This is a genomic window from Sulfitobacter sp. DSM 110093 (genome assembly GCF_022788715.1).
GTDB lineage: Bacteria > Pseudomonadota > Alphaproteobacteria > Rhodobacterales > Rhodobacteraceae > Sulfitobacter.
Map to the genome: position 1 here is coordinate 20251 of NZ_CP085169.1, position 25674 is coordinate 45924.

The 25674-nt window shown below is 55.6% G+C and carries 17 protein-coding genes and 2 pseudogenes; 12 read left to right on the forward strand and 7 right to left on the reverse strand.

The features are described from left to right. Nucleotides 1-382: 382 nt before the first annotated feature. Nucleotides 383-712 (reverse strand): H-NS histone family protein, encoded by a 330-nt coding sequence (locus DSM110093_RS18390; RefSeq protein WP_243268096.1) that lies wholly within the window; start codon nucleotides 710-712, stop codon nucleotides 383-385. A 231-nt stretch (nucleotides 713-943) separates the two neighbouring features. Between DSM110093_RS18390 and DSM110093_RS18395 the strand changes: the two genes are divergently transcribed. From DSM110093_RS18395 to DSM110093_RS18405, 3 genes are all read left to right on the forward strand, one after another. Further along, nucleotides 944-1510, forward strand: coding sequence for a DUF995 domain-containing protein (locus DSM110093_RS18395; RefSeq protein ID WP_243268097.1), 567 nt, complete (start codon nucleotides 944-946; stop codon nucleotides 1508-1510). A 1172-nt stretch (nucleotides 1511-2682) separates the two neighbouring features. After that, nucleotides 2683-5748 (forward strand): glycosyltransferase, encoded by a 3066-nt coding sequence (locus DSM110093_RS18400; protein ID WP_243268098.1) that lies wholly within the window; start codon nucleotides 2683-2685, stop codon nucleotides 5746-5748. Beyond that, the gene (locus DSM110093_RS18405; protein ID WP_243268100.1) at nucleotides 5745-8261 is read left to right on the forward strand and encodes a DUF3131 domain-containing protein; all 2517 of its coding nucleotides are present in this window, start codon (nucleotides 5745-5747) and stop codon (nucleotides 8259-8261) included. The genes DSM110093_RS18400 and DSM110093_RS18405 overlap by 4 nt, the downstream gene beginning before the upstream one ends. Nucleotides 8262-8327: 66 nt before the next feature. Here the strand turns inward: DSM110093_RS18405 and DSM110093_RS18410 are convergent, their stop codons facing one another. After that, nucleotides 8328-9065 (reverse strand): hypothetical protein, encoded by a 738-nt coding sequence (locus tag DSM110093_RS18410; protein WP_243268102.1) that lies wholly within the window; start codon nucleotides 9063-9065, stop codon nucleotides 8328-8330. A 422-nt stretch (nucleotides 9066-9487) separates the two neighbouring features. Here DSM110093_RS18410 and DSM110093_RS18415 point away from each other — a divergent pair, with 422 nt between their 5' ends. The 7 genes from DSM110093_RS18415 (at nucleotide 9488) to DSM110093_RS18445 (ending at nucleotide 20857) form a co-directional block, all read left to right on the forward strand. Beyond that, on the forward strand, nucleotides 9488-9964 hold the full coding sequence (locus DSM110093_RS18415; protein WP_243268103.1) for a hypothetical protein: 477 nt from the start codon (nucleotides 9488-9490) through the stop codon (nucleotides 9962-9964). A 660-nt stretch (nucleotides 9965-10624) separates the two neighbouring features. Further along, complete coding sequence (locus tag DSM110093_RS18420) at nucleotides 10625-13765, forward strand: hypothetical protein (protein WP_243268105.1); 3141 nt, start codon at nucleotides 10625-10627, stop codon at nucleotides 13763-13765. 294 nt (nucleotides 13766-14059) lie between these two features. Next, nucleotides 14060-14821 (forward strand): hypothetical protein, encoded by a 762-nt coding sequence (locus DSM110093_RS18425; protein WP_243268107.1) that lies wholly within the window; start codon nucleotides 14060-14062, stop codon nucleotides 14819-14821. 5 nt (nucleotides 14822-14826) lie between these two features. Further along, a complete protein-coding gene (locus DSM110093_RS18430) occupies nucleotides 14827-16098 on the forward strand; it encodes a TolC family protein (protein ID WP_243267936.1) in 1272 nt (423 codons plus the stop codon). 46 nt (nucleotides 16099-16144) lie between these two features. Then, complete coding sequence (locus tag DSM110093_RS18435; protein WP_243267937.1) at nucleotides 16145-18277, forward strand: type I secretion system permease/ATPase; 2133 nt, start codon at nucleotides 16145-16147, stop codon at nucleotides 18275-18277. Further along, nucleotides 18274-19446 carry an HlyD family efflux transporter periplasmic adaptor subunit gene (locus tag DSM110093_RS18440; protein ID WP_243267938.1) on the forward strand — a complete coding sequence of 391 codons (1173 nt, stop codon included), beginning with the start codon at nucleotides 18274-18276 and terminating at the stop codon, nucleotides 19444-19446. The genes DSM110093_RS18435 and DSM110093_RS18440 overlap by 4 nt, the downstream gene beginning before the upstream one ends. A gap of 145 nt (nucleotides 19447-19591) precedes the next feature. Beyond that, nucleotides 19592-20857: a BamA/TamA family outer membrane protein gene (locus DSM110093_RS18445; protein WP_243267939.1), complete on the forward strand. Its 1266-nt coding sequence runs from the start codon at nucleotides 19592-19594 to the stop codon at nucleotides 20855-20857. Between the two features lie 62 nt (nucleotides 20858-20919). Here the strand turns inward: DSM110093_RS18445 and DSM110093_RS18450 are convergent. Next, a pseudogene (locus DSM110093_RS18450) lies at nucleotides 20920-21098 on the reverse strand (IS6 family transposase); the annotation flags it as partial. Nucleotides 21099-21325: 227 nt separating this feature from the next. On the opposite strand from DSM110093_RS18450, the gene DSM110093_RS18455 reads away from it, so the two are divergent. After that, nucleotides 21326-21616: a hypothetical protein gene (locus DSM110093_RS18455; protein ID WP_243267940.1), complete on the forward strand. Its 291-nt coding sequence runs from the start codon at nucleotides 21326-21328 to the stop codon at nucleotides 21614-21616. After that, nucleotides 21616-21936: a type II toxin-antitoxin system RelE/ParE family toxin gene (locus DSM110093_RS18460; protein WP_243267941.1), complete on the forward strand. Its 321-nt coding sequence runs from the start codon at nucleotides 21616-21618 to the stop codon at nucleotides 21934-21936. The genes DSM110093_RS18455 and DSM110093_RS18460 overlap by 1 nt, the downstream gene beginning before the upstream one ends. Nucleotides 21937-22332: 396 nt before the next feature. On the opposite strand, the pseudogene DSM110093_RS18465 reads toward DSM110093_RS18460, so the two are convergent. From DSM110093_RS18465 to hisD, 4 genes and pseudogenes are all read right to left on the reverse strand, one after another. After that, a pseudogene (locus DSM110093_RS18465) lies at nucleotides 22333-22626 on the reverse strand (type II toxin-antitoxin system RelE/ParE family toxin). Continuing rightward, nucleotides 22616-22873, reverse strand: coding sequence for a type II toxin-antitoxin system ParD family antitoxin (locus DSM110093_RS18470; protein ID WP_243267942.1), 258 nt, complete (start codon nucleotides 22871-22873; stop codon nucleotides 22616-22618). The pseudogene DSM110093_RS18465 and the gene DSM110093_RS18470 overlap by 11 nt, the downstream one beginning before the upstream one ends. Nucleotides 22874-23566: 693 nt before the next feature. Next, entirely contained in the window at nucleotides 23567-24325 is a 759-nt protein-coding gene (locus DSM110093_RS18475; RefSeq protein ID WP_243267943.1) for a glucose 1-dehydrogenase, read from the reverse strand. Beyond that, a complete protein-coding gene (gene hisD / locus DSM110093_RS18480) occupies nucleotides 24325-25650 on the reverse strand; it encodes a histidinol dehydrogenase (protein ID WP_243267944.1) in 1326 nt (441 codons plus the stop codon). Before hisD ends, DSM110093_RS18475 begins: the two co-directional genes overlap by 1 nt. Nucleotides 25651-25674 lie beyond the last annotated feature (24 nt).

A 25674-nucleotide genomic window follows, 5' to 3' on the forward strand; every position in this document is an offset into this window, starting at 1 on the left:
TCTTTTTAAGGCACAGAGCGAGATTGGCGTTCAGTGCTCTGTGGTTTGTGTCTAAAATTATACGGCTTTGGCCAGAATATGTCCTAGGGGATGATATGGTTGCCCCCTTTTTGTCTCTAGAATGTGTCGTCTGCGCATCTCCCAAGGCAAAGGAGATGTGCTGTCGAAAGGTGGAAACTGCTTTGAGTGTGGGGGTAAGCGCGGGACGAGGGGTGTATTCACCGCCCCCATTTGAGGTGTCTTTAAAACTAAGAAGGTCTTATCGGCGGGCGCGGATAAGACCTTCTTTGCTGATCAAACTTTCTTAAGGTCGCGACCCGTAGGCCTTTATAAGAGAGAATGGATGTGTTCCGCTCGTCTGAAAGCGGACGTTAGGGGCTCTTTAATTGGTAATGCGCATTGCGTCAGGCTCGGTGCCATTTGCAACTTGAGCGCGGAACCAGTTGGGTTGGCGTCCTTTGCCGGTCCATGTTTGTTTCGTATCTTCTGGATTGGCGAAGGCGGGTTTCGAGGGCTTTCGCGCGGACTTGGCTTTTGATTTAGCCTTCATTGGTTTCTGGGGTTCGGCGTCGGCGATGTCTCCCAAAGAGAAGCCGAATTCAGCGGCGGCTTTTGCGGCGGCTTTCTTCGCATCCCGGTGGTCTCGGGCCCGTGCGGCTTGAAGGGCTTTATTTACATCCGCCAAGTGTTTTTCGAGCTCTTTGCGGGACATGGATTTCAGGTCAGTCTTATCGATCATATTGTTCTTCCGTTTGTGCCGTAAGGCGAGGGATTTACTGCATGTTTCATATGCTTGCGGCATTACTTATATCAAGGAGGTAGTATAAATAGCCAGAACGCGAACCCGGAAAGTTTAATTTTTGAAAAGGGCGCGACTTTTGAACGCTTATATTCTCTTTTAACGGGTGATGTTTGGTGGTGAAAGTGAAGCTCAGGGCTGCCTATGGTCGGGATATTGATTGACTTGATGGATAAACCCACTGACCATGGTTTCCAAAGTTTTTTCCTGTCGAAAGGGTCTCTCACCATGGTGTTTCCGAAATCTTGGCTTATGGGGCTTTTAATTGCCGCTCTTCCTCTCGGTGCGCTGGCAGATCCTCTTCCTTACGGTGCAAAAACGCCGACGGCGAGCCAAGTTAGATCCGCTTATATCGGGAAGACGGAAAAGTGGGATGCCGATTGTAGCGGTGGGATTTATTTTGGGGCAAATAATCAAGCGCGCGCTTGGTGTGCCCAAAGCGGCGACAGTCTGGGCGCCGGCGAATGGACGGTCGATGCCTATGGGCGTATGTGCCATAATTTAACGTGGTATTGGCCGAACAATGGCCGCGCTGGCAGTTCGCCTGGAGAGAAAAGCTGCGTGCTGCATGTGGCGGACCGCTTTGATCGCATTTGGCGCAGCTATCCGGGGCAATCAGAATGGTGGCCCGTAAAGGGGGATGCAAGCTTGTCCTCAGGCTACGTCTTTCAAAACCAGGTGGTCGCGCTCAAGAGAAAGCTTGGCATCTAAGGCCGAATAGCTGGGTGCTCTTATCGGTCTTCGACGGGGCTTTCATTGGTTTCTGAGAGGGCTTGGGGACCAAGAGGTGCAGTAGAGCGCCGAGATGGACTGCGGCGATTTGGTGTATTTATGCGAACGGCCAATGGGACAAGCCTTTTGCGTTCGATAGAAGCGGCGTCTCAAGCTTACCAGCTGTTCTGTCACGTGGGTGACGTTGGTTGCCTAAAAATGCTCTGTGCCTATAGAAGAAAACGGCTACAGCCGAAGCTGCAGCCGTTACTGGGTGACCATGCGCTGTAGGAGCACGATCACTTTCAGAATGGACTTCAGGCATAAACAAGTCAACGATTCTCCGAAAGTCAGGCTTTGAGTTCAGGGCTCCGCCCGAATCATTTTTCGGATAGGAAGAATGCACTGCTTCCAACTTTATGTATTTTAAGAACTAATTTGAACCTTTCGACTTCAGCGTCCTGTGATTGGAAACAGTCGCACACCCTGTGATTGTAAATTAGGTCAAAAGCTGGCCGATTAGTGACACATTGATGCCTTTATATATACTTCTTCGGGTATAGAGCCTTGGCTTTGTGGCGCACCAGGTTTTCGTTCAACAGCTGCCGATGATATTTGAGTGATCGTAAGTAAATCGGGGATAATGCCATTTGATCGGCTGCCCCCTCGTTTCTGCCTTCAGGTTTCAATTGGACTTTTGCTGTTTTTCAGAAGGTCCAATCGGCGCTGCATTTCCGAACGCTCGTATGTGACGGGGGGATGCAAAGGCGCTCATGACAGTGTCGAGCCGAGGGAACAGACGCACCGAAAGGGATGCGGGAGAGCGGGGCTATTATGAGCCTCGCGTGAGCCGTGGTTTGTCCGATCGTGTCTTTTTGGACCCTAGCCGCCGTAGAAGGTCGCGTGTCCTTTTTTCCGCAAGCACGTTTGCAATAGGCATCATCGCTTGGCTGATGCTTTTTGCGACAATGGTAGGAATGGATGGCGGATTGGAAGCGGCGCTGCCAGAGCCGATAAATGTCTTGAAAGGGCGCAGCACAGCGTCTGAGCCGACCAACCTAGGCTTGGAAAGCAGCGATCAAGGTCCAAAGACCGCGGCGATTGATCTTTATGCTCAACAGGAAGCTCAGAAATACCGATGCCTTGCGGATGATAGAGGCGGGGGGCAGAAGGTGCCTGCGCAGACACAGAAGGTCTATGCCGTGGTCCCTGTGGAGCTTCCCTGGGCGGCAATGTCTTTTGGGCAGAGTTGTGACACTGTTCAGGTTGCGCTGCCCACTTGGTTCCATTTCGCGCGAGATCAAGGCGCTGTAGAGGTCATTGGTGTGAGCCAAGAGACCCGCGCGCCGCTGTTGGAGCATGTTGAGAGGACCTCGGGCCTTCGGATCATGCCAATTGTTCGACTGGACGCCTCCATCTCGCGTGCGTTGAGCAGTGGTGAGAGGCCGGACCAAGTGGCCAGGGCATTTGATGTGTTCATTGAACGCGTCTCTGGCGCGGACTATGTGGAAGGGTTCTGCCTTGAGGCCAGCAGTTTGACGTCTGCGGGGGTGGATATCTTCGGCAGTCTTGTCCAACAGATGGCAACGGTATTGCGCACGCAAGGCCTTAGGTCTTGTGTGAAGCTTCCAAGCACAGTCCCCGATAGTTTTTTGGTTCTCGCAAACCGGTTTTTTGATACGGTTATTGTCAATGGATACCGGGAATACTGGATTGGCTCTGCGCCACAGCCGCTTGCCGACACTGGTTGGTTTGCCCAGCATATTGCGTTTTTGAAAGAGCATGTCGCTCCTGAAAAACTGGTCGTTGAATTGGGGGTCCATAGTGTTGACTGGGTCTCCGGGCGGCCGCGCCCTGAGACCCAACCTTTCGCGCAAACGATGTCTGCACTGGCAGATGCGGGGGCGTCTGCGGAATTTGTCCGCGCGGCCGGCCATAGCCAAGCGCAGTATCTTGATGAGAAGGGGCTTCAGCATCGGGTTTGGATGCTCGATGCGGCTTCAGTGCAGAACCAAATTTTAATGCTGCAAAAGAGTGATGTCGGCAGCATCGGATTGAGTGGCTTGGGCTATGAGGACCCAGGGATTTGGGCGGTTTTGGACCAAACCACCCGGGGGGTTGCTCTCTCTGACGAGAGCCTTCGTCAGATTGTACTGTCGGAGTATGTTGAACATTTGGGGCAGGGCCCTTTTGTCGCGCCCCTTTCCATGCCGCAATTGGGGCTGCGTCAAGTCGTAACGGACAATGTCACTCAAGCAGTCACCGCGATGACCTATCTTGAAACACCTAAAGCAAGCGCTGTGCGCCTTTATGGCGCCGGAGAACCTAATAAGGTCGTTTTGACCTTTGATGATGGGCCGCATCCTGAACATACCGCCCGGACGTTGGAAATTCTGCAAGAGACCAAAACACCGGGGTCGTTTTTTGTTCTAGGCAACAACGCCGTCAAGTTTCCAGATCTTGTAAAGCGCATCCTTAAAGAGGGGCATGAATTAGGGTCACATACCTACACCCATCCCAATATGGGGGCGGTCTCAGCCTCACGCGCCACTGTTGAGATTAACTCCACGCAGCTGCTGCTAAATGGGCTAACGGGCAAAAACATGCGGCTCTATCGAGAGCCCTATATGCGCAGTGGCGGTCCTATAACCTCGCGCGAAGTGGCCTCGCTTCTGCCGCTCGAAGAAGCGGGGTATGTCATTGCGGGTATGAACGTGGTGCCGCGCGACTGGGTGGCGCAGACTGCCGATGGATTGGCTGATGAGATTATCAGACAGGTGCAGTCCAACGCAGGCGGTGTCGTCTTGCTGCATGACGGAGGGGGGGATCAAAGCCAGACGGTAGCAGCTTTGCCCAGAGTAATTTCCGAGCTGCGCGCGCAAGGCTATGAGTTCACGTCCCTTGCTGACGTCTTGGGGGTTTCTCCTGACATGCTGATGCCTGAGGGAAATCGTGTCACGGCGACCTTTGGCAGCATGTCTTTCCTGGCCGTGGGGAATGGTTGGTCTCTTCTTCAGATCGCCTTTTGGAGCGTCTTTGCGATTGGGGTGCTGCGCGCCACGGCTCTTTTGGTGTTGACCGCCAGACATAAGCGTCATGTTTCGCCATCTCCACGGCATAAGCCTTCAGTTACGATCGTGATCCCGGCATACAACGAGGGGCGCGTGATTGAGCACTGCATTCGGCGGGCCCTTTACACAGAGTATGCGGACTTTGATATCATCGTCGTAGATGATGGCTCGACCGATGACACCTATGAGAAAGCAATCAGCTTTGCTTATCATCCTCTTGTGACGGTCTTGCGTCAGCCCAACCGTGGCAAGGCCGCGGCGCTCAATGCAGCTCTCGACGAATGCCAAAGTGAGGTTCTGATCTGCATTGACGCGGATTCCCAGATTGCCCCCAATGCCGTCAGCTTGCTGACACCGCATTTCAGCGACCCCCAGATTGGCGCCGTTGCCGGACGGGTGGTGGTCGGCAATCGAGACAGCCTTCTCACACGTCTTCAAGCGCTTGAATACATCACAGCCCAAGCCGTTGAGCGCCGCGCAAAAGACTATCTCAATGCCATTACCGTTGTGCCAGGTGCCATTGGCGCATGGCGGGCGACAGCTTTGATGGAGGCGGGCATTTTTTCCTCGGAAACGCTGACCGAAGATGCGGATATGACGATGGCCATGATCCGAACGGATTACCGGGTGGTTTATGAGGACCGCGCAATCGCGACCACAGAGGCGCCTGCATCATTAAAAGGTTTGATGACACAGCGCCTGCGTTGGTCTCTTGGAATGATGCAGGCGGGATGGAAGCATTCGGGGGCTATGATAGAGCGTCGCAGCCTAGGCCGTGTGGCCCTTCCAGACTTGGCTGTCTTTGGGTATCTAATGCCGCTGATCGCGCCATTGGCGGACTTGTTCTTGGTGATCCTCCTTGTAGAGTTTGTGACGAACTTTGGGACGGTAAAGCAGGAGTATGCGGACATTATCACCAACCCGCTGATTGTGGCTTATCTGGCACTTCCGGCATTGGAAGTGATGAGTGCAGTTGTGGCATTCAAGCTTGATCCGAAAGAAGACCGGCGCCTGCTACTTTTGCTGCCTGCGCAGCGCGTTTTCTACCGCCAAATGTTGTATATATCTGTAATTCGCGCGCTGTGGCGCGCCGCGACAGGCTCTTTGGCGTCTTGGGGGCGTATGACGCGCGCGGGTTTTCAGTTTGACCAGGCAAAGCTGACATGATTGGACGCCGAACGTTTTTGAAATGGGGGACGACAGCGCCGGTTTTTTTCTCCCAGCAAACCTTGGCCCGTGCGGCAAGTGCGATCCCTCAAAATACCATCGTCGTCATCGATGGTTTTGATCGAAGTGCCGATCCTGAACGGGCCGCCCTTGTTTTAGACGCCTTCGCGCGGGCAGGTTTGCCTGTTACCTGTGTGGTTGATCTCGGTCCCACATCGCAAGAAGCGCTCGCGCCTCAAAGCGCAGTTTCCACAATGCTCAAAGAGCGGCTCATCAAAACGCCTGGTCTGATCGAAGTCGTGCCGCTTGTGAAAGATTTGAGCCGCATGAGCCCCTACTTTCAAGCGCGTGCGGTACATGATGCTATCCAGGCCCTTCACAATGGTTTTGGGGGCAGTACGGATGGCGCCCCGCAGACCATCGCCTGTGATATGCGGGACAGATCCGTGGCGCCTTCAGGTGTGCGTGCTTCGGGTATCCGTACGGTGCTGGCGCGCCCCTTTGTGAGTGCCCCCGTGAGACCCGAAGCTTGGGAAGACGGCGTGGTCAGGATGGTGGGGGGGCAAAGAGTGAGGCTGAAGTCGGCGCAAAACGCTGCACTCTTTTATCCGCGTCAGGCTGTTGAGCGGGTGCTTTACCTGTCGGCGCAAGACTTCTTGGATCACCCACTTGCCAGAGTAGCGCAAGCGGCGACAACCTTCGCATTGCAGGTGTTGCAGCAACAGGGCGACTATTGGGTCAGCCCCATCCTTGCCGCGGACATCCAGTTCCGGGATGCCTATGCCTATAAGCGGCTGATGGGGGTGCATTTCGTTCTGGAAGCACGCGCAACCTCACAAGACCAAGCAGCTGTGAGGGCGTTTCGGCGAGAGTTGAGCGGCGCGGGGGTGCCAACAAGTTTTGGGAACGATCCGACGTCGGACCCGCAGTCTGGGTATTGGATCGGCTTGGGTGGGGCAGAGCTGACGAAGGATGTAGCGCACTTCCGATTTTCTGAGGGGGGTGTCGGCCCCCGTGTCCAATCTACGCCCCACGAGGGTTATGGTATTGCGGCTGCATTGTCTGAACGAGACCGAGTGGGATTGACGGCGCAGAACGTTCTGAATGTCCCTGTTATCGCGATTGATGACCCAAAGATGCTGATCAATGCCTCAGGGTTCTCTTTCGGGACGGCAGACTGCGTGCTTGCGATTTCTGCGGGTCTGCTTGGGAACCGCGCCTACCGTAATGCTTTGAAAGACCTCCTGTACCAAGTCCTAGATGACGGGATCACGGATGTTGTTTCCCTGCCTGAGTATGTCAGAAGACTGGTGCCTACTGGGCCGTATTTAACCCACTTTCGCCGTACGCAGGCCTATCAGCATGACGCGCTGCATCCGCCTGAGCACAGGCACACAGAGCGTGAACAATTGCTGGCAGATGCCAAAGTCGCATGGTCATATTTTGAGCGCTGGACCAATCCTGAGACGGGGCTTTGCCCTGCGACGGTGAATTTTGCCCCGGGGCAACGCAGGCTGCATGAAGCCGTCACGATGTGGGACGTGGGTTCGCATATTTTTGCGCTGATGGCAGCTGTGGATCTTGAACTGATCGCCCCCCAGGGGTTTCAGAGCGCCATCCGCCGCATTCTGCCCAACATTGCGGGTCGACGCTCACAGGGACGGCATTTACCGCAGGGTTGGATCGCAACGGATAGGTTCAAATGGGGCAATAAGAATTTTGATGGCTGTGATGCGGGGCGGTTGCTGGCGGCTTTGTACAATCTCGACATGCATCCTCTCGTTCAGGAGAAATCAGCGCCCACCGTGGCCTCTTGGGATTTGGAGGCCATCGTCGCGGATGGCATTATCCACTCTGTGGAAGAGGGAAAGCTTGCGTCCACCTTTAGATCGCATTGTGCCCATTACGCTGCTTGGGCGTTTCGGACTTGGGGCATTGACGTGAATTCGCCCTATGAGGTGTTGCGGGGCGCAAGCCAATCTGACGGTCAGATGGCGTTGCTGGAAGTCGGTGGGCATATCGGGCCTATGGGCGCAGAGCCTCTCCTCATGGAGGCGCTCGAATTTGGGATGTCTCCTGAATCTGCCTATCTGGCGGATGTTTTATTTGCCGCACAGCTGGAGGAGCACGATGAGACCGGTCGGCTCATTTGTGTCTCCGAAGGCCCTATCAACAGTCCCCCGTGGTTTCTTTATCAGGGTCTACAGTTTGATGCGCCGGGCAGGGTGTGGGCGACCGATACCGTGGACAGTTTGCCCGAGCACCGCACCAATGCCTTTCGCGACGCGCATCTCTCGATCAGTTCAAAGGGGGCATTTTTATGGTCCGCCTATAGAGATCACCCGTTCTGTGACAAACTGCGAGCTCTGGTGAGAGATAGAGCCAAGACGCCCTATGGTTTTGCCTCCAGCATCAACGAAAGAGCGGGTCAGGCCAGCACAACTTATAGCGACATTAACACGAATGCAGTGATTCTACAGTCGATCGCACATATGCTGAAAACGGAGGCGTAGAGGCAAGACGCGGGCAAAGGAGGCGTGTTTGGTCCCGGCATGTTTTTTGGTTACGCATGCGTTTTCTTACGTTGATGCTGGGGCTTGAGTGGTCTGCAATTTTTGTCTGTCTAGAGCATATTGGTAGAGTTGCGCATCGATGTCATGATACGCGAGGAAGCGATCGCGCAGATGGGCGTGTTTGTCCGCAGCATTGGCAATAGGGCCGGCGTTTTCCACGAAGGGTTTTAAGGGGCGTTTGATCATCTGTGATAGGGTGGTGAGGTCTTTTGCAAACGTTTCGGTCACGCCTAGAAAATCTATCCGCTTCCAAGGTAGGCCCTTTAAGAACAGCGATTGGTAGTTCCGCAAAGCCGGGTGGAACAAGTAGGTTTCTAAGTCCCATCTTTCTAACAAGATTGTTCTCACTAAGGGGTCTGGCATCGTGTTTGCATCAAAGCTTTGCCAATAGAAGTAGTTTGAGATCGCCCGTGCAAAAGGCTCGCGCACCCAAGTGATATAGAATGGTTTACGCCATGTCAGTGCTCGATGGTATTTCCGTGCTGGGAAATGGCCGTGCACCAGCCTGATGGACTTTGGGAGTTCGGCTAGATCTTTTCGGTACCGCCATGCCGATTGAAGCAACGGAGGCGAAAGCCATTCTTGATGTGTTTTAACGGCCTCCACGCCTTGCGCGGCAACTAAAGCGTGATCGCGCTCGTGGTGGTAATCGAGCTGAACCTCATTTGGGGCGAACGCTTGCTCCAATGATTTGGCGAAGCTCGTGCCTGCAGTTTTTGGTATATGTACTGATACATAGAGCATTTGGGGGATGTGGCCGCTTTGTTGCTAGGCCCTCTTCATAGTCGAGGTTTTGAGCTTCAGTAAGGTCTGAAGATGGGGGAGTGGCGTGGATATAAAATTTGCCTGCTGTATGGTGCTTTGTTCAGGGCAGAGCGAAGCACTCTAGCCTCTGAAACTTCGGGGGGCGGTAGATGCAAGCGGGGCACTTTTGTACCAGGGCCCGCATAACAGCCGTGGTAAAATCGAGGTGCGCTTATCAATTTGGGTCTCGTCACGTCAGGATTGTGTTTAAAGTCGGGCTGGTCGGACGCCGTATATTTGTGCATAGAAGAAAGCCTATAGGGTGCGCCGTTGTTGGTATTTGATGCATGGGCAAAATGTCTGTGCATGGCTGATGCTTGGGGCCTCAAGGTGCGAAGCTTACATTGAACAAGGATAGTCCAGTGCGACCTCTACGAGCGATTTATGTATCCGCAGCCCTATTTATGATTGGCAGTCTTGCCGGCTGTGGTTTTACCCCAATCTACGGGACTGGATCGTCGATCAGCCAAACATTGTCGGACATTCAGGTGGCTCCCCCGGGCAACCGGGAAGAGTATTTGTTCGTTCGGGGCATGGAAGAGCGTCTTACACGCAACTCTCAAGCCCAAAAGACTTTGAGATATAACCTATCACTCTCTGAAGTTGGTCTGGATATCAGGGACGTGAGCCGCAGTCAGGTTATTGGAAAGGTAAATTACCAACTGTTTGATGAGGCGGACGGTAAGGTACTGGTCTCTGGAGCGGTGGAGTCTTTTACTTCGTTTTCGACGGATGATGATTTTCCAACATTGATGCGAAACAGCGCTCAAGAGCGGTTGATCAACATTCTTGTCGACAGGGTCATGTCGGACTTGACGGCTAAGCTGGCCATGGACTGATTCTATTCCGGTGGCGGCAACGGCATAGCGAAGATTGCGTGTCACGGCGGCTCGGCGCGCTGGTTCTCGAAGCTTTTAGCAGAGACACCGGAGGCCGATCTGCGTCTTTGCTTTGGCACGCGGATGTCGCTCAGGGCTCATGAGATAAAATCTCTACCCGGCTTTATTGAGACTTCTTTGTACGACCGACCGACGGATTCTCCGAATCTGGGGCAGTGCTGTCGAAAGATATCAAGAGCATGAAGCGCGACTGTCGAGAAGGCTGGATGTGGCTGAGGGTTGTCAGCGCGGCTGCGGAGAGCGTTGTTTAAGCAGCTTTTTGTGCATGATTGGGGGTGGAGAGGGGTGTTTTTAGCCAAATTCAGCTCTTCTTGGGTCTTCTCGGTTAGGTGAGTTGTGTGGCTTTTGGGCCGTGCTCCAACAATCATGCGGGATTGTTTCCGTAGCGTTAGGCTTGAATTTCTTGCCAGATGGGGTTGGAGGACATACTATAGTAAGGTGTTAATCCTTTGGTATGTTTAACTGGACAAGCGTCACGCCGGGCTATGTACGATAAAAAGTATAGGAGCCCCCTGTGATTGCTTCTGGCGAGACGGGGTTTTTGGGATTGGTGCAGCGCGTCACGTGACGCGCGGTTGCGCATAAGTATGGAGCTGCCAGTTGGGCAAGTTTGAGAGCAGCAAAGGCGTGCAGGGGCGCGTACAGGTCGCCGAGCAAGTCGGATACGCTTCGATTCCGACGCCATTGTTGCGGGCTGCGGGCGACACGGGTGCGCGCAGCACTGGGATTTCTGTTACTGCTGGTGCGATTGGCATGGGGCTGGCGGCGCAAAGTGCGTCTCAAGACGGTTTGATGGCGTTCGCGGCGACGCTCCCTGGCGCTGACGTTCTGGCTTCTCTTGCTAAGGGTGACCCCCAAGGGCCCAGCACGGGCGCGGCGGATGTTGTCGGTGCCGAGGGTATTGGCGGTGATTTTCAGCCTGATGGCGCTGCGATTGAGGCTCACCTCGGCGCTGATCCTCTTGCAGCAGAAACGTCTGATACGGCGAGTTATGACACAGCGGTCACGCCGGGGGTGCAAGAAAGCCAGCTGACGTCTCACATTGCGATCGACCCAAGCGCTGTTGTCGGGGAGGCTGTGCAGGAGGCGCGGAGTGCGCCGGTCAATTCGCCTGCTGGAACGCAGCCCAATGTTGGTGCGAGTGGGGGTGAGAAGGTCGTCTCTACCATTACGATTGTGCCTGGCGACAGCTTGCTGCCTGACGATATTCCGGGTGATGACGGGCCGGTTGGGTCGATCGTCGGGTCGCTGATCGGCGATGACGGTCTCGTGGATGGTCTGCTCGACGGTGTTCTCGGAGAGGGCAGCTTGCTTGATTCCGTTCTGGGCGAGGATGGCGTGGTGGGCGTTCTCCTCGGCGAGGATGGCATCGTCTCGGGCCTGCTTGGCGACGGCGGTGTCATTGACTCGGTGCTGGGCGAAGGTGGTCTTGTTGATGGCCTTGTCGGCGGGGTTCTTGGGGAAGACGGCTTGGTTGGCGGTCTGCTCGGCGACGATGGCCTCGTTGGGGGCCTTCTTGGTCAAGACGGCGTTGTTGATAATTTGCTAGGCGACGATGGTGTGGTCGGTGGCCTGCTTGGTGAAGACGGTCTTGTTGGTGGGCTGCTTGGCGATGATGGCCTTGTTGGAGGCCTGTTGGGTGACAACGGCGTCGTCGATGTAGTGCTAGGCGACGACGGTTTAGTCGGTGGTCTTCTGGGCGAAGACGGCGTTGTTGGTGGGCTGCTTGGCGATGATGGCCTTGTTGGAGGCCTGCTGGGTGACAACGGCGTCGTCGATGTGGTGCTAGGCGACGACGGTTTGGTCGGTGGTCTTCTGGGCGAGGATGGCGTTGTTGGTGGCTTGCTCGGCGATGATGGCCTTGTCGGCGGCGTGCTGGGTGACAACGGTGTTGTTGATGTAGTGCTAGGCGACGACGGTTTGGTCGGCGGTCTTTTGGGCGACGACGGCGTTGTTGGTGGCTTGCTCGGCGATGATGGCGTTGTCGGCGGCCTGCTGGGTGACAACGGTGTTGTTGATGTGGTGCTAGGCGACGACGGTTTGGTCGGTGGTCTTCTGGGCGACGACGGCGTTGTTGATGACTTGCTTGGCGATGATGGCCTTGTCGGCGGCGTGTTGGGTGACAACGGTGTTGTTGATGTGGTGCTGGGCGACGACGGTTTGGTCGGTGGTCTTCTGGGCGACGACGGCGTTGTTGATGACTTGCTTGGCGATGATGGCCTTGTCGGCGGCGTGCTGGGTGACAACGGTGTTGTCGATGTGGTGCTGGGCGACAATGGTTTGGTTGGAGGCCTGCTCGGTGATGGCGGTCTTCTTGGCGGATTGCTGGGGGGCGGTGCCGCTGAGGTCGAAGAAGACGTTCCAGCTGAGCTGACCGATACGGGGATCACTGAGGTTTCAGGTGTTCTGGAGACGGGGACCGAGACTGTAACCCAAGTTGCCGACGGCGTGCTTGGCGATGGTGGGCTGGTTGACGGTATTATTGGCGATGATGGCCTTGTCGGTGGTGCTCTTGGCGAAGACGGCGTTGTTGATGAGCTTCTCGGCGATGATGGTCTGGTTGGTGGGCTTCTGGGCGGATTGCTGGGGGGCGGTGCCGCTGAGGTCGAAGAGGACGTTCCAGCTGAGCTGACCGATACGGGGATCACTGAGGTTTCAGGTGTTCTGGAGACGGGGACCGAGACTGTAACCCAAGTTGCCGACGGCGTGCTTGGCGATGGTGGGCTGGTTGACGGTATTATTGGCGACGACGGCGTTGTTGATGAGCTTCTCGGCGATGATGGTCTGGTTGGTGGGCTTCTGGGCGGAGTGCTGGGGGGCGGTGCCGCTGAGGTCGAAGAGGACGTTCCGACTGAGCTGACCGATACGACGACCCCTGAGGTTTCAGATGCCTTGGAGGACGGAGCCGCAACCGCGGAGCCTGCCATCAATGCAGTCTTGGGCGCTGGAAGCGTGGTTAATGAGGTACCTATTGTTGGGGGTATCCTTGGCGGACTGCTGGGCGGCCAGGCTGCGTCGGCTGTGGTCCCGCCTCTGACCGAAGGGTCAGTTGCAGGTCTCTCAGAGGGCGTGACGGCTGAACCTAACGATGCCCAAACGTTGATAGGGCAAGATGAGACCGACCCGGTCGCTCCCACAGATACACCTGATACCTCATCAGAGGCTGACGTTTCTGGCGCTGCCTTGCTTGATGATGTGCCGGTGACGGAAGACGCAGGAGATGACGGCTTCCTCGACACGTTGGTCGCCGGGGACAGTGAGGACCTATTGGGGTCTGTTGAAACACTTCTGGACCCCAGCGACGCACTTCTCGACGGGCTGCTCGGAGAGGTTGATGTATTTGGCCTCAATGTTGTTGAGGGTGGCGAGGGTGACGATCTGTTCGCCGGGCTGACGGGTGAGCAAGGGCTTACGGGCAGCTTGGTTGAGCAAGACGTGCTTGGCCTGTCCGATCCGATCGAGGATGATGCGCCTGATGCTGAGGTCGACAATCTGTTGAACGACATCCTTGCGGGCGGTGTGAGCGACATCACCGGCGAGGAGGGGGCTTTCGATGCGCTGTTTGGCAGCGATGCGATGGCCGAAGAAGAGGGCGAACTGCTTGGTGTCGAAGATGCTGCGGTTGCCGAAGCGGGTGCTGTCGAAGGCGCGCTCGACATTCTCTTTGATCAGGGTGCGGATCAAGGGCACTCTCTCTTAGGTGGATTGCTCCAGGAGACCTTCGACAACGACAATGCCTGATAGGCATTGTGCGAACAGTTAAAACTGACGGCTATGGCGGCTCCCGCCTTAGCCGCCCTTGTCGTATCGATTACGATTTTTGTCGTATCGATTACGATTTAAGCCATTCTTAAGGTGGTATTTTTCAATTTTGTCACAAAATGGGCTCAATTGGACTGCATCCTTTTAGGTGCAGGGCGTTTGCCCTTGTAACGAAAGTCTGAAAAAGTTCTAAGCAAACTACTTTAGGTTGGTTGACGATTTATACTATGGCGCTAGGCGATTGTGAGCGCGCATTTTGAGAAGGGGCATGCCGTGTCCGTTGGCGTAAAGCTTATGCAAAGAGGCTCCTCTGGAAATGAGGACGTGCAAGCTGTCTCAAACATGTCGTTGGGCGCGCCGGCTGATATTTCGCTTGCGCAGGGGACCCCGGCAATCGTCGCATCCGACAAGCTAGGGTCCGATTTAGCCTTGAGTTTCGCGGATGGAAAAACGCTGCTGGTACAGGACTTCTTCGTGATCGGTGAGGAAGGGGACTTCAGTCGTCTGCTTCTGCCGGACGGGGAGGCTTTTGTGACGGGGCTGATGGGGCCCGAGCCGACCTATAGCACTGATGGCGATGTGGCAGAGCATACTGTGCACGACGCTGAGGGCGCGGCGGCATTGCAAGCTGAGCAGCCCGGCGTTCAAGAGAGTGCTGGGGAGGGCATGGATTGGTCCAGCCCGCTCCTCCTGGCGGGCACAGGCCTTTCACTTGGAGCGGGGGTCAATTTCCTTTCAGGAAGCGATGATGACGGCGCGCCCGTGGCGGCGCAAAGTGAGACGGCAGAGCTCTCACTTGCAGTCGACGAAGTGATCGGCGCCGAACCCGACAGATTGACGCCCGAGGAATACGATTCAGAGGTGTCGACCACCGGCCCTGAGACCGCCGAAGCGCCCGAGGGCGCGGCTATGGAAGGTGCCGACCCGGCGGATGACACCATGGAAGGTGCATTTGTCGGGGGTGCAGATATGCCTATGGACATGGAATACCAGCAAGATTTGCTGGCAGAGTTAATGACGGAGTTTGTTGGATGAGGGTTATGAGGCGCAACCAGAATGTTTTCAGGTGCGCTGCTGGTTGGTTTTATTCCACAGCTGCGATCGCGCTTGTTCTAACTCTGGCAACGCCGGTTGCCGCGCAGATATCGTTGCGCACAGCCGTATTGCAAGCCACGGAACGGGACGGTGAAGTCTCTGCACTTCGCCAAAAAGTTGCCAGTCGATCAATAGACATCCAAGCGGCCCGGGATGAATATTACCCGAGCATCAGCGTGTCGGGTGATACGTCGACCACAGATTCCGATGGCCCCGGTATTACCCTGACGGTTTCACAGGTCCTGTTCGACTGGGGATTGATCCGCAGTAAGATTAATGCGGCATCTCATGTCCGTGTGCAGGCGGTCTCTGATTTGAAAATGGCTGTAGAGGGCCTGACCCTTCAAGTGGCCGAATATTTTATCGATGTTGAGGTGATGGACCGTAAGATCGAGCGGACCCGCGATTATACCGCGTTTGCTCAGCGGATTGCCGGCCAGGCGGAGGCCCGTGCCCAGGCAGGGATCGGCGACAATGGCGAAGTTGCGCGTGCCCGACTGGAGATCGCACGTGCAGAAGACCAGCTGTCACAGCTCGTGGCGAACCGCAGTATCGCATTGTCTCAGATTGATTTCCTCGTCGGTCGCCAGGTGGGCTCCATCGTGGCGCCCCCTGATCTTGGGTATGCCCGTCGCTATGCTGAGGCCGCAAAAATCCGGTCTGCGGTGCGCATTGCCCCAGATTATGTTGCTGCCCGCGCGGGGGCGGACGAGGCTGCGGCTGGCGTGGAGACCGCCAAGGCATCACGCATGCCCACGATTAAGTTGCAGGCACAGGGCCGCGCCGCACTGAACGGCGGTAAAAGCAGCGCGGCCCTCGGGCTTTCCACGGGGGTGGACCTTAGTTCCAGCGGACTTGGGCGCCGGCAGATTCAATCTGCTGAACTGAACCTGCAGGCGGCAAAATCCACATTGGTGTTCACCGAGCGGGAGCTGACAAATACGGCGACCAGTGCACTGCAGCAGATTAGCATTCTTCGCAGAACCGAGACCGCACGGTCGCAGCAGCTGCTTGAAGCGCAGCGGGTGCTCGACAATTACGAGCAACAGTTCATTGGCGGTCAGCGTGAGATTTTGGACCTGCTGACCACAGGCCGTGACCTTTACGATTCCGAAATCGAGAAGATTGACACCTATGACGAGCGCAAGCGCACGGAATACCAAGCCGCGCATGATCTGGGTGTTCTTGGCACACTGATACTCAATGCCGCATCTTAGTACTCGGGGCGGTAATTGAGGGCACTATGATTAATGGGGAGCAGAGATGAAAGACCATGACTTCGCGGGCCCCTTGATCGCTGGCATTGTTGAGCTTTGCCGGGTGCAAGGGGTGACGACCTCGGCAGAGCAGCTGACCGACGGCCTGCCAAAGTCGGGTGATGCCGCTCAAGATGAGCATTTGGCGTCTCTCGCCCTGCGGCGGGTCAACATGAGTTGTCGTATTAGCCGGGAATCTCTGGATACTCTGCCTGCCCACTGCCTGCCCGCATTGGTCTTTCTAAAGGACGGACGCACCATAGTTCTGGAGGGTCTCCCAGAGACCCAAGCACGGGTTATCTTGCCGGAATCGGGTGGCGGGCGCGCATTATGGACGCGCAGTAAGCTTGATGAGATGCATGACGGGCGCGTCTTGATATCCAAGCCAATTGATATTGTGAGCAGTCGGCTGGACGCTTCCAAAAGCGGGCATCACTGGATTTTGGGACCGGTTTTTAGCAACTGGGCCATCTACCGCGATGTTATCTGGGCTTCTTTTGCGGCCAACTTGCTTGCCGTTGCTACGGCCCTTTTCTCAATGCAGGTCTATGACCGGGTCGTGCCCAGCAACGCTTTTGATACCCTGTGGATCCTTGCCAGTGGGGTGGGAATTGCCATCGTTCTGGAGTTGGTTTTGCGCATTATGCGCTCGACGCTTGTTGATGTTTCAGGGCGAGATCTTGATTTGCGGCTGTCGGCGCAGCTGTTTGACAAGGTCGCGAACATGCGACTGAAGCATCAGCCCGCGTCAACTGGGGTTTTTGCCAACCAAGTCCGAGACTTTGCCACTGTCCGCGAGTTTTTTACATCCAGCACTGTGACCGCGATCTGCGATTTGCCATTTGTGCTGATCTTTGTGGGGGTCATTTGGTTCATTGGCGGGCCGATTGCCCTGGTGGTGCTGGCGGGTGTGATCTTGACGGTTCTGCCCGGTCTGGTGATGCAAAAGAAACTAGGGAAAGCCTCAAGGGAGAACACGCGTGAGGCTGCCGCGCTGAACGGGCTTTTGCTGGAAACGATTTCGAATTTAGAAACTGTGAAGGCGTCGCGCGCTGAGGGCCGCTTGCAACGTGCGCATGCGCAGTTGACGGCAACCATGGCGACCACGGCGATTAAGACCCGCAGTATTACAAATTTTATGACCCAGCTTGTGAGCTCAGTGCAAAAGCTGGCCTATGCAGGCGTGATCATTACCGGTGTTTATTTGATCAGCGCTGGTGAATTGACTGTTGGGAGCCTGATCGCCTGCACATTGCTTTCGGGCCGCACGATGGCTCCGATGGGGCAGGTGGCCGGCCTACTGGCGCGGTGGCAACATGTGCGTGCGGCGATGGAGGGGTTGGATCAGATCATGGATTTGTCCGTTGAACGTCCCGACGACCGCCACTTTGTCCGTGCGCCTTCGCTTTCGGGTGGTTTTGTGCTGGACGACGTGGTCTTCCGGCACGATCCCCAAGCGCCGCCGATCCTTTCTATTCCTGAGCTTTCGATTAAGGCCGGTGAACGCATCGCGCTTCTTGGTGGCAATGGCGCGGGCAAGTCGACCCTCTTGCGCATGATGGCGGGTCTGACGGATCCGCAGTCGGGCAGCGTGCTTGTAGACAGTCTGTCTCTAAGCCAGATTGATCCGATCGACCGGCGTCGTCAGATTGGCTATCTGCCGCAGAGTGTCGCGCTTTTCCAAGGCACTTTGCGGGACAATCTTTTGTTGGACCATGGGCTGCATTCTGACGAGGAGCTGCTTGAGGCATTGGATGCGGTGGGATTAGGCACGTTCGTGCGCCGCCACGTCCGCGGGCTTGATCTGCAACTTCAGGGCAATGCCAATGTCTCAGGGGGGCAACGTCAGTCAATTGGCCTTGCGCGGGTGCTGCTGCAGGACCCTCGGATTGTCTTGCTGGATGAGCCTACATCGGCTTTCGACCATCTCACTGAAAGCAAGGTTATCGCCCATATGAAGGAGTGGCTGCAGGGCCGGACGACGATTATTTCGACACATAAGCGGGAGTTGCTAGGGCTTACCGAACGCGCGATCGTGCTCAAGGAGGGCCGGGTGGCGCGCGACGGTGATCTGCTGAGCATTCTTAACACAGCACGTGCGAATGCCGTTCAGAACAAACCGGTGCAGGCTGTGAAATGACCACCGTTGATGACATGCCAGTAAGCCACCTGGATGGCAGCTATCGGCGTCAGACACTCAAGGTCGCGCGCTGGACGATACGCACGGTTGTCATCACTTTGATCGTTGCCATCGGATGGGCGTCTGTTGCCCAGATCAATGAGATCACGCGGGGGGATGGCCGTGTCATTCCTTTACGCCGGATGCAGACGATCCAAAGTCTTGAAGGCGGGATTCTGGCGGAATTGGCAGTGCAAGAGGGTGACATTGTTAAAGAAGGTCAGACGCTGGCGCGTCTCGATCCGACCCGCTCTGAATCGGCTTTTCTCTCAGCGGAGTCTGAGATCATAGCGCTGACTGCAGAGGTTGCGCGCCTAGATGCAGAGGTTCTTGAGCGCCCCGTATTGGATTTTGGCGATGCGCCAAACAGCTCGGAGCGCAATGAGCTAAAGTTGTTCACGGCCAGACGGACAAAACTTGAGGCCTCGCTTGAGGCTCTTGAGGCAGAGCGGTTCGCCATTCAGGAGCAGATCGACATAACACGGCCCTTGACCCTTAATGGATCGGTAAGCCGCATTAATTTGCTTCAACTGGAGCAAAAGAAGGCTGAACTGGATGGCAAGATCAGCGAAACCCGCAATGTCTATGTCCAAGACGCCTATAAGGATTTGGCTCAGCGTCGGGCCAAATTGTTGATGATGCAGCAAGAATTGGTCCAAAAGCAGGACGAGTTCCGGCGGACAGAAATCCGATCTCCGGTGTCGGGCAGGGTTAACAACATCGAGATCACCACGCTCGGGGGCGTGGTGCAGCCGGGCGAGCCGATCATGCAGATTACGCCCACCGATGATCAGTTGATCATTGAAACGAAGGTCAAGCCGCGGGACGTTGCGCTGATTGCGCCGGGCATGCCTGCCAGCGTCAAGATTACGGCATATGATTTTGCCACTTATGGCGATCTGCGCGGTGTGGTTACGCAGATCTCAGAAGACACGGTCGAAGAGGATACGCCCCAAGGTCCGGCCGACTTTTACCGCGTTATGGTGCGCACCGAACGGAGCTATTTGGAGCGCTTCGGGGAGCAGTACGCAATCCGGCCTGGGATGATTGCTCAAGTTGATATTGAGAGTGGCGATCGATCCATCTTAAGCTACCTCACGCGCCCAATTCTTAAGGCGCGCCTTCACTAAACCCAAGTGGTGGGGCCGCTGCTGGCCCTATCCACTACAAAATACGACATAGAAAGTGCTGCCCTTGCCTTGTCTGCTGCCCCCTTCAAGCGCGTTCCGCGCTCTCTTTTCCGTTGTGTTTCGATCTGCGTCGCTGGCGGCAGCAATGACAGTGGTGCTGCCATGGGCCACAGCAGCTGAGGCACAGAATGTGCGCAGCGTGGAAGTGCGCGGTGCGCAGTTTATCCCCGAAGATGATATCCGTAAAACTTGCGGTGCCGAAGCCGGGATCGCCTATTCGCAATGGGAGCTGATGGCGATCGAGGAATGTCTGATGTCGACCGGCGTGTTTGAAACGGTGAGCCTATCGCTGGAGGGGGATCTGCTGGTTATCGACGTTCAGGAGTTGGACACAAGGCCGGGCCGTATCGATGCAAGTCTTGCTTATGTCTCCCAGGACGGGCTGACAGCCAGTCTGTCCTTTGAACGCTATAACCTGTTTGACCGCACTTACGGTGCGGTGAGCCTTGAATACGGCGAAGAGATACAGCGATATAGTGCGAACCTCTATCGAACAGAAGCCTTTGAGACGTCGCTGGACTTGGGGTTTGAAGTCGTGGCGGGCCGTGACTCTTTTGATGACCGTAGCTTTACCTATGAAACCGTAAGAGCCGAAGCCTATCTTGCTTGGACGCAGGTGCCCACCATACGGTTTGAAGGGGGCATAGGATACCGAGATCACCGACTTTACGATCTTGATCCGAGCGCCAGTGCCTTGTTGGTGCGCGAACAGACCGACGGTATTGCAGCACCCTATGTTCGGTTTGGCGTGGCGCATAAGAATTGGCCTGAACCAGAAGAGGGTGATGGCCAATGGCAGACCTTTGGTTACAGCGTGAAATTGGATCAGTATTTTTGGAACGTCGGTACATCTGACCTGCTCTCGGATACCCGTTTTGAGGCAAGAATGCAGTTTCCAATCGCGGACAAAACCCGGTTGCTGTTTGGATTTGATGCGGGGGCGGTTTCCGGTTTAGACGGCAATGCGTCTCGGGCCATCGATAGGTTCTATCCTGGCGCGGACAGTTTCCGGGGATTTGCCCCGCGAGGTATTGGCCCTCGCGATGGAGAGGATGCCTTGGGCGGAAATAACTTTGTACGGGCATCCATCGAGCTGCAACGTGATTTTGGCGAGCTGTTACACACACCAATCCTTGGGGGCATATTTGTGGATACCGGAGGCAGCTGGGATTTGGACGACACGCTTGATGGGGGTATTGATGATGGTTGGCATCGCCGCAGCAGCATTGGTGTGTCGGTCACTCTCGACATTGGAGCGACCCCTGTGTCGCTGTATGTCGCCAGCCCCTTTGAGCGCGAGCCAGGCGACGCCCGGCAGACCTTTGGTCTGGGTCTCAGCACGCATTTCTAATTGGCGCTCTGGGGTGGTCGCGTTATCGCGCCGAGCTTGCAAGCCGGCATGCCGATTGTCGATCAAACGACGTTTGCCGCGGATATCCACGCCTCGAATGCTTCGAGTCTATGATGACGGATGGTGAGAGCGGAACGACGGCGGGCTGGTACGAAGAAGGCGTTGCGGGTTGCATCGAGACGAAGCGGTATAAACGACCCGGCAATCGGAAAGTCTGCATCACCCGCGCTCGTTTTCGAAAAATTCAGGAGAGTGAAACGGCAGAAAGTGCGACATGCGCTGAATCGATCTCGCAGGCTTCTAGGTCCACAGCGTGGGCAGTGAGTGCGTTTGCCGGAATGTCGATAGCGCGCTCCACGGTTCAAACAACAATGTAGTTCTTCGTTAGCGTAGCTGATCACGCTTACCTTGAAGATTTGCCCATATCCGCATATGGTGCTCTAATAGACTACCCACGCGGAGGAAGAGATGGGCGTCCACAAGCAGAGCGTCAGCTTTACAGATACCGCCTTTGCCTTTGCGCGCGAACTGGTTGAGAGCGGAGAATACCCGAACGTCAGCGCGGCGGTCTCGGGAGAGATGGCCCGCGCGCGTGCTGCCCGGACACGTGAGAAGGTATTGTTCGAGGCCGAGGTACAGCGCCGCTTGGCTCTGCCTCTGGATATCTGGGAACCAGTGCGAACAGGCGACACCATAACGACTGACGCGAGGGAGCATCTCGCTCGGCGCGTGCAAGCAGGCGATCGCGGCTCTGCCTGATGCGGGTCATCCGCCATCCGCTGATCGCGCACGATATTAACGCTTTGGTCGATCATATCATTGAGGCCACGGACGGTGATTTTGCCGCCGCAAGCCGACGTCTTGATGAGATCGACGTGCTTGTATCTGACATCATCGCCAATCCAGCGTCCGGCATGCGGCTTTCAGCACCGTTGGACGGCTGGCTCGTCCGGCACGGCGGGCAAGGGTATCGCATCACGATCGTGTTTCGTCCCGACCGCGAGGTCGACAGCCTCTTTATCGCCTTGATCGCATTCGGCGGACAGGATTGGATGACGAGCACTGAAACGCGATTATAAGAACTATGATATGTAAACGCATATCTAAAATGTCCCGATCCGTACCCTCTGCTGATCGGCATACGTGAGGTGCCGAACCCCGCTCCCTTATCGCATGAGAGCTGCCCTCAGCCTAAGACACAAGATGTCGCTGGAACAGACTGAGCTGGCCGAAAGACGCGAAGCGATTGCGCGTGGCGATGTAGTCTCCCAAAGGTAATCAGGTCGTATTTGGGCATTAACCTGTTTGGCTGCTGGTTCCTAAACGCGGACCTCCCTGAAGGTAGAGGCGTTCTCGAGCTTGAGTTTTTTGGCGAAGATTGCCCTATTTTTATTGAAGGGAGCTCAAAATGGTAACCAAGGGTGCTCTGGATCAACAGACCGGATCAGTGGAAATCAGTCCGGCCAGCGTGGTTATCAGAGATTGAGAGTTGCGTCCTGCCGCTGGTGCAGCACACGGATCACCTCGATCTGGTCGCCACTGTCGCGGAAGTAGATCATATGCGATCCGACCGGGCATTTCAGTTAGTCGGGGCGCACATCGACTTCCCGGCCCCTTTTGGTGCCAGATACCAACCCCTCGAACGTCGCAATCAAATCACGGTGGTAGCTGTCAGCCTGCGCAAGTGACCATTTCTGAAACGTGTAGAACCAGATTTCTTCAAGGTCGATTTCAGTCAGTGGCGAAAGCGCATAGGGTTTATCCTGCATGTTTAGCAGCGTGCTTTGCGTGCATACGGCTCAAAAAGGCATCACTGTCGAAAGAGCGCGGCGTCCCTGACTGTTCCCCAGCAATCAGCGCATCCTGCAAAGCACGGATTTTTGTTTCATGTTCTTCGAGAAGTCTCAAGCCTGCCCGCACAACATCGCTGGCGGACCCATAGCGGCCAGTCTGTACTTGCTCGACAATGAAATCTGAAAAGTGAGTTCCAAGGGTTACGGACGTGTTTCGGGGCATATCGACAATCCTTTTTCAAAGCAGAACCAGCATGTACGCCCCAATCTACTTGGCATCGAACATTATTCATTGTCTAAAATATGGGTCCGTCTTTTATTGAATGGCTTATCATAAAGTAAAGCGGGGAGGAGTTATGAAAGATTTCCCCTACGTTTGCAGGAAATTACTGCGTTTGGTGCGGAATTCCGGCTCATTGGCCACTTTGGTTATCGTCATATCAGCTTTGGCCATTCATAACTCTAGCTTTATCAACTGCAGGCTGGGCATTGTTCCTCCTTCCCTGTCTGGCAATTGGATTAAGGGCCGCAGCTTTCGCGCACTCGGAGCAGCGGTCAGATTTTAGGACGTGAGCGAAGCCCTTCGGGGGAGGCTTTCGGCTGCTCTAACGCGAGAACGCCGGGTTGGCCGATGGGGCGGCTCTGACGCCATGCGCCGCGTTTTCAGTGGAGCCCGTTCGCAAGGGTGACACGATCAATTCGCCTTACGCGATGTTCTATGCAACCTTGAACCCAAATGAAAAAGCAGCCTAACATTCGAACCAAACGCTCTCCGGCAAACAAGGGGCGGTTCAATGATTCCTGCTTTCTCGCTTCCAGGCGCCTAAGCCAAGCATGAAATTAGCCTTAAGGCGCATGGCCTCAGAACCACATGTGGGTCTGAGGCCATGCGAAGCTGGAAGCTCACTTGCCAGTTTCAGCCAGCCGTCCATCCACCATCAATCAAGAGGTGCGTTCCCGTAATCATCTCTGCAGCGTCCGAACAGAGAAAAACGGCTGGGCCCATGATATCGGCCTCAGTGCCTACACGGTTCAGCTTGATTTTACTTTCTATCCAAGCCCGTTTTTCGGGGTCGGCGAAAGTCGCTTCCGTTAGAGGTGTTCGTATAAAGGTGGGGCAGAGTGTGTTAACGCGAATGTTTTGCGGGCCGAACTCAATCGCCATTGCCTTGGTCATCCCCTCAATAGCATGTTTGGATGCAGAATAGACCGCCCGATCCACACCGCCGACATGGCCCATTTGGCTGGATACAGTTAGGATCGAACCGCCACGCCCTTGCATCGCGCGCGCTGCGGATTGCGCGAGGAAATAGGCTGCGCGGAGATTCACGTTCATTACCGCATCGAAGTCTTGCGGGTCGGTGTCGAGCGCTGGACCGTGGCGGGCGAGGCCTGTGGAATTAACAAGGATATCGAGCGGCGCAAGATCACTAACCGCGCGTCGCACAGCATCAGTATCGGTCACGTCCAGCGCCAATGCGTGCGCGTTCTTGCCCTCTGCGCGTAGTGCTGTCACCACCTTTTTCAACAAGGCTTCGCTACGCGCCGCCAAGGTTACATTCGCACCAGCTTCGGCTAGGGCGGCAGCGATCGCTAGACCAATGCCACGCGATGCGCCGGCCACCAATGCATGCTTGCCCGTAAGGCGCATCGAAGGGGTTCGGGGAAGCTCCATCAGCCCTTCACCACTGGCGCACCCGCAGCATAAGGCACGTTGACACCGCCATAACGTCGCACGCGGACATTGCATTGTTCCGCATGACCAGCAAACCCTTCGAGCATACAAAGACGTGAGCCATAAGCGCCCACCATTGCCGCGGCCTCATCTGTCAGGATGCGCTGATAGCTATGCGTTTTTAGATACTTACCAACCCATAATCCGCCAGTGTAGCGTCCCGCCTTTTTTGTTGGCAGGGTGTGATTAGTGCCGATCACCTTGTCTCCATTGGCTACATTCGTCCGTGGTCCCAAGAACAATGCGCCATAGCATGTCATGTTTTCCAGGAACCAATCATCGCGATCGGTCATCACCTGCACATGCTCGGATGCAATGTCATCTGCGACCGCCAACATTTCGTCATAAGTATCGCAAACAATTACTTCGCCATACTCTTCCCAGCTGATTTTTGCAGTATCGGCCGTTGGCAGGATGCCAAGCAGGCGCTCGATTTCCTGCATTGTTCCTGTCGCCAACTCGCGGGAATTGGTCAGGAGAACGCAGGGGCTATTATATCCGTGTTCGGCCTGACCCAGTAGGTCGGTTGCGCAAAGTTCCGGATCGGCGGCAGACTCATCTGCAATCACCATCGTTTCAGTTGGACCGGCAAAAAGATCAATGCCGACGCGACCGAATAGCTGACGCTTGGCCTCAGCAACAAAAGCATTTCCTGGGCCAACAAGAAGATGCACAGGGTCAATGGTCTCGGTGCCAATGGCCATTGCGCCAACCGCTTGAATGCCTCCTAGAACATAGATTTCATGTGCCCCGCCAAGATGCATCGCGGCAATCACCGCTGGATTTGGTTCGCCCTTGAAAGGCGGGGTGCAGGCGATGATGCGAGGGACACCAGCAACAGCAGCCGTAGCAACCGACATATGCGCGCTTGCGACCATCGGAAACTTACCGCCTGGCACATAACAGCCAACAGATTGCACTGGAATATTCTTATGGCCGAGGATTACGCCCGGTAGCGTCTCAACTTCGATGTCCTGCATCGAATCCCGCTGTGCTTGGGCAAATTTGCGCACCTGTTCCTGCGCAAATTTGATGTCGTGCATTTCCTGATCGGAGACCTTTGCCATCAAGGCTTCGATTTCACTATTCGACAGACGAAAAGACCTGGGTGAGTAGCTATCGAATTTTTCGGATAAATCCCGAACAGCTTCGTCGCCACGAGCCTCAATGTCTTGCAGGGTGGCTTCAACGACGGCGCGAGTTTTCAGATCATCTTCGGCACGATCACCCGCAGTTTTGCCACGTTTAAGATATTCGATTGTCATGTCGGGTGTCCTCCAAAGTCGCGC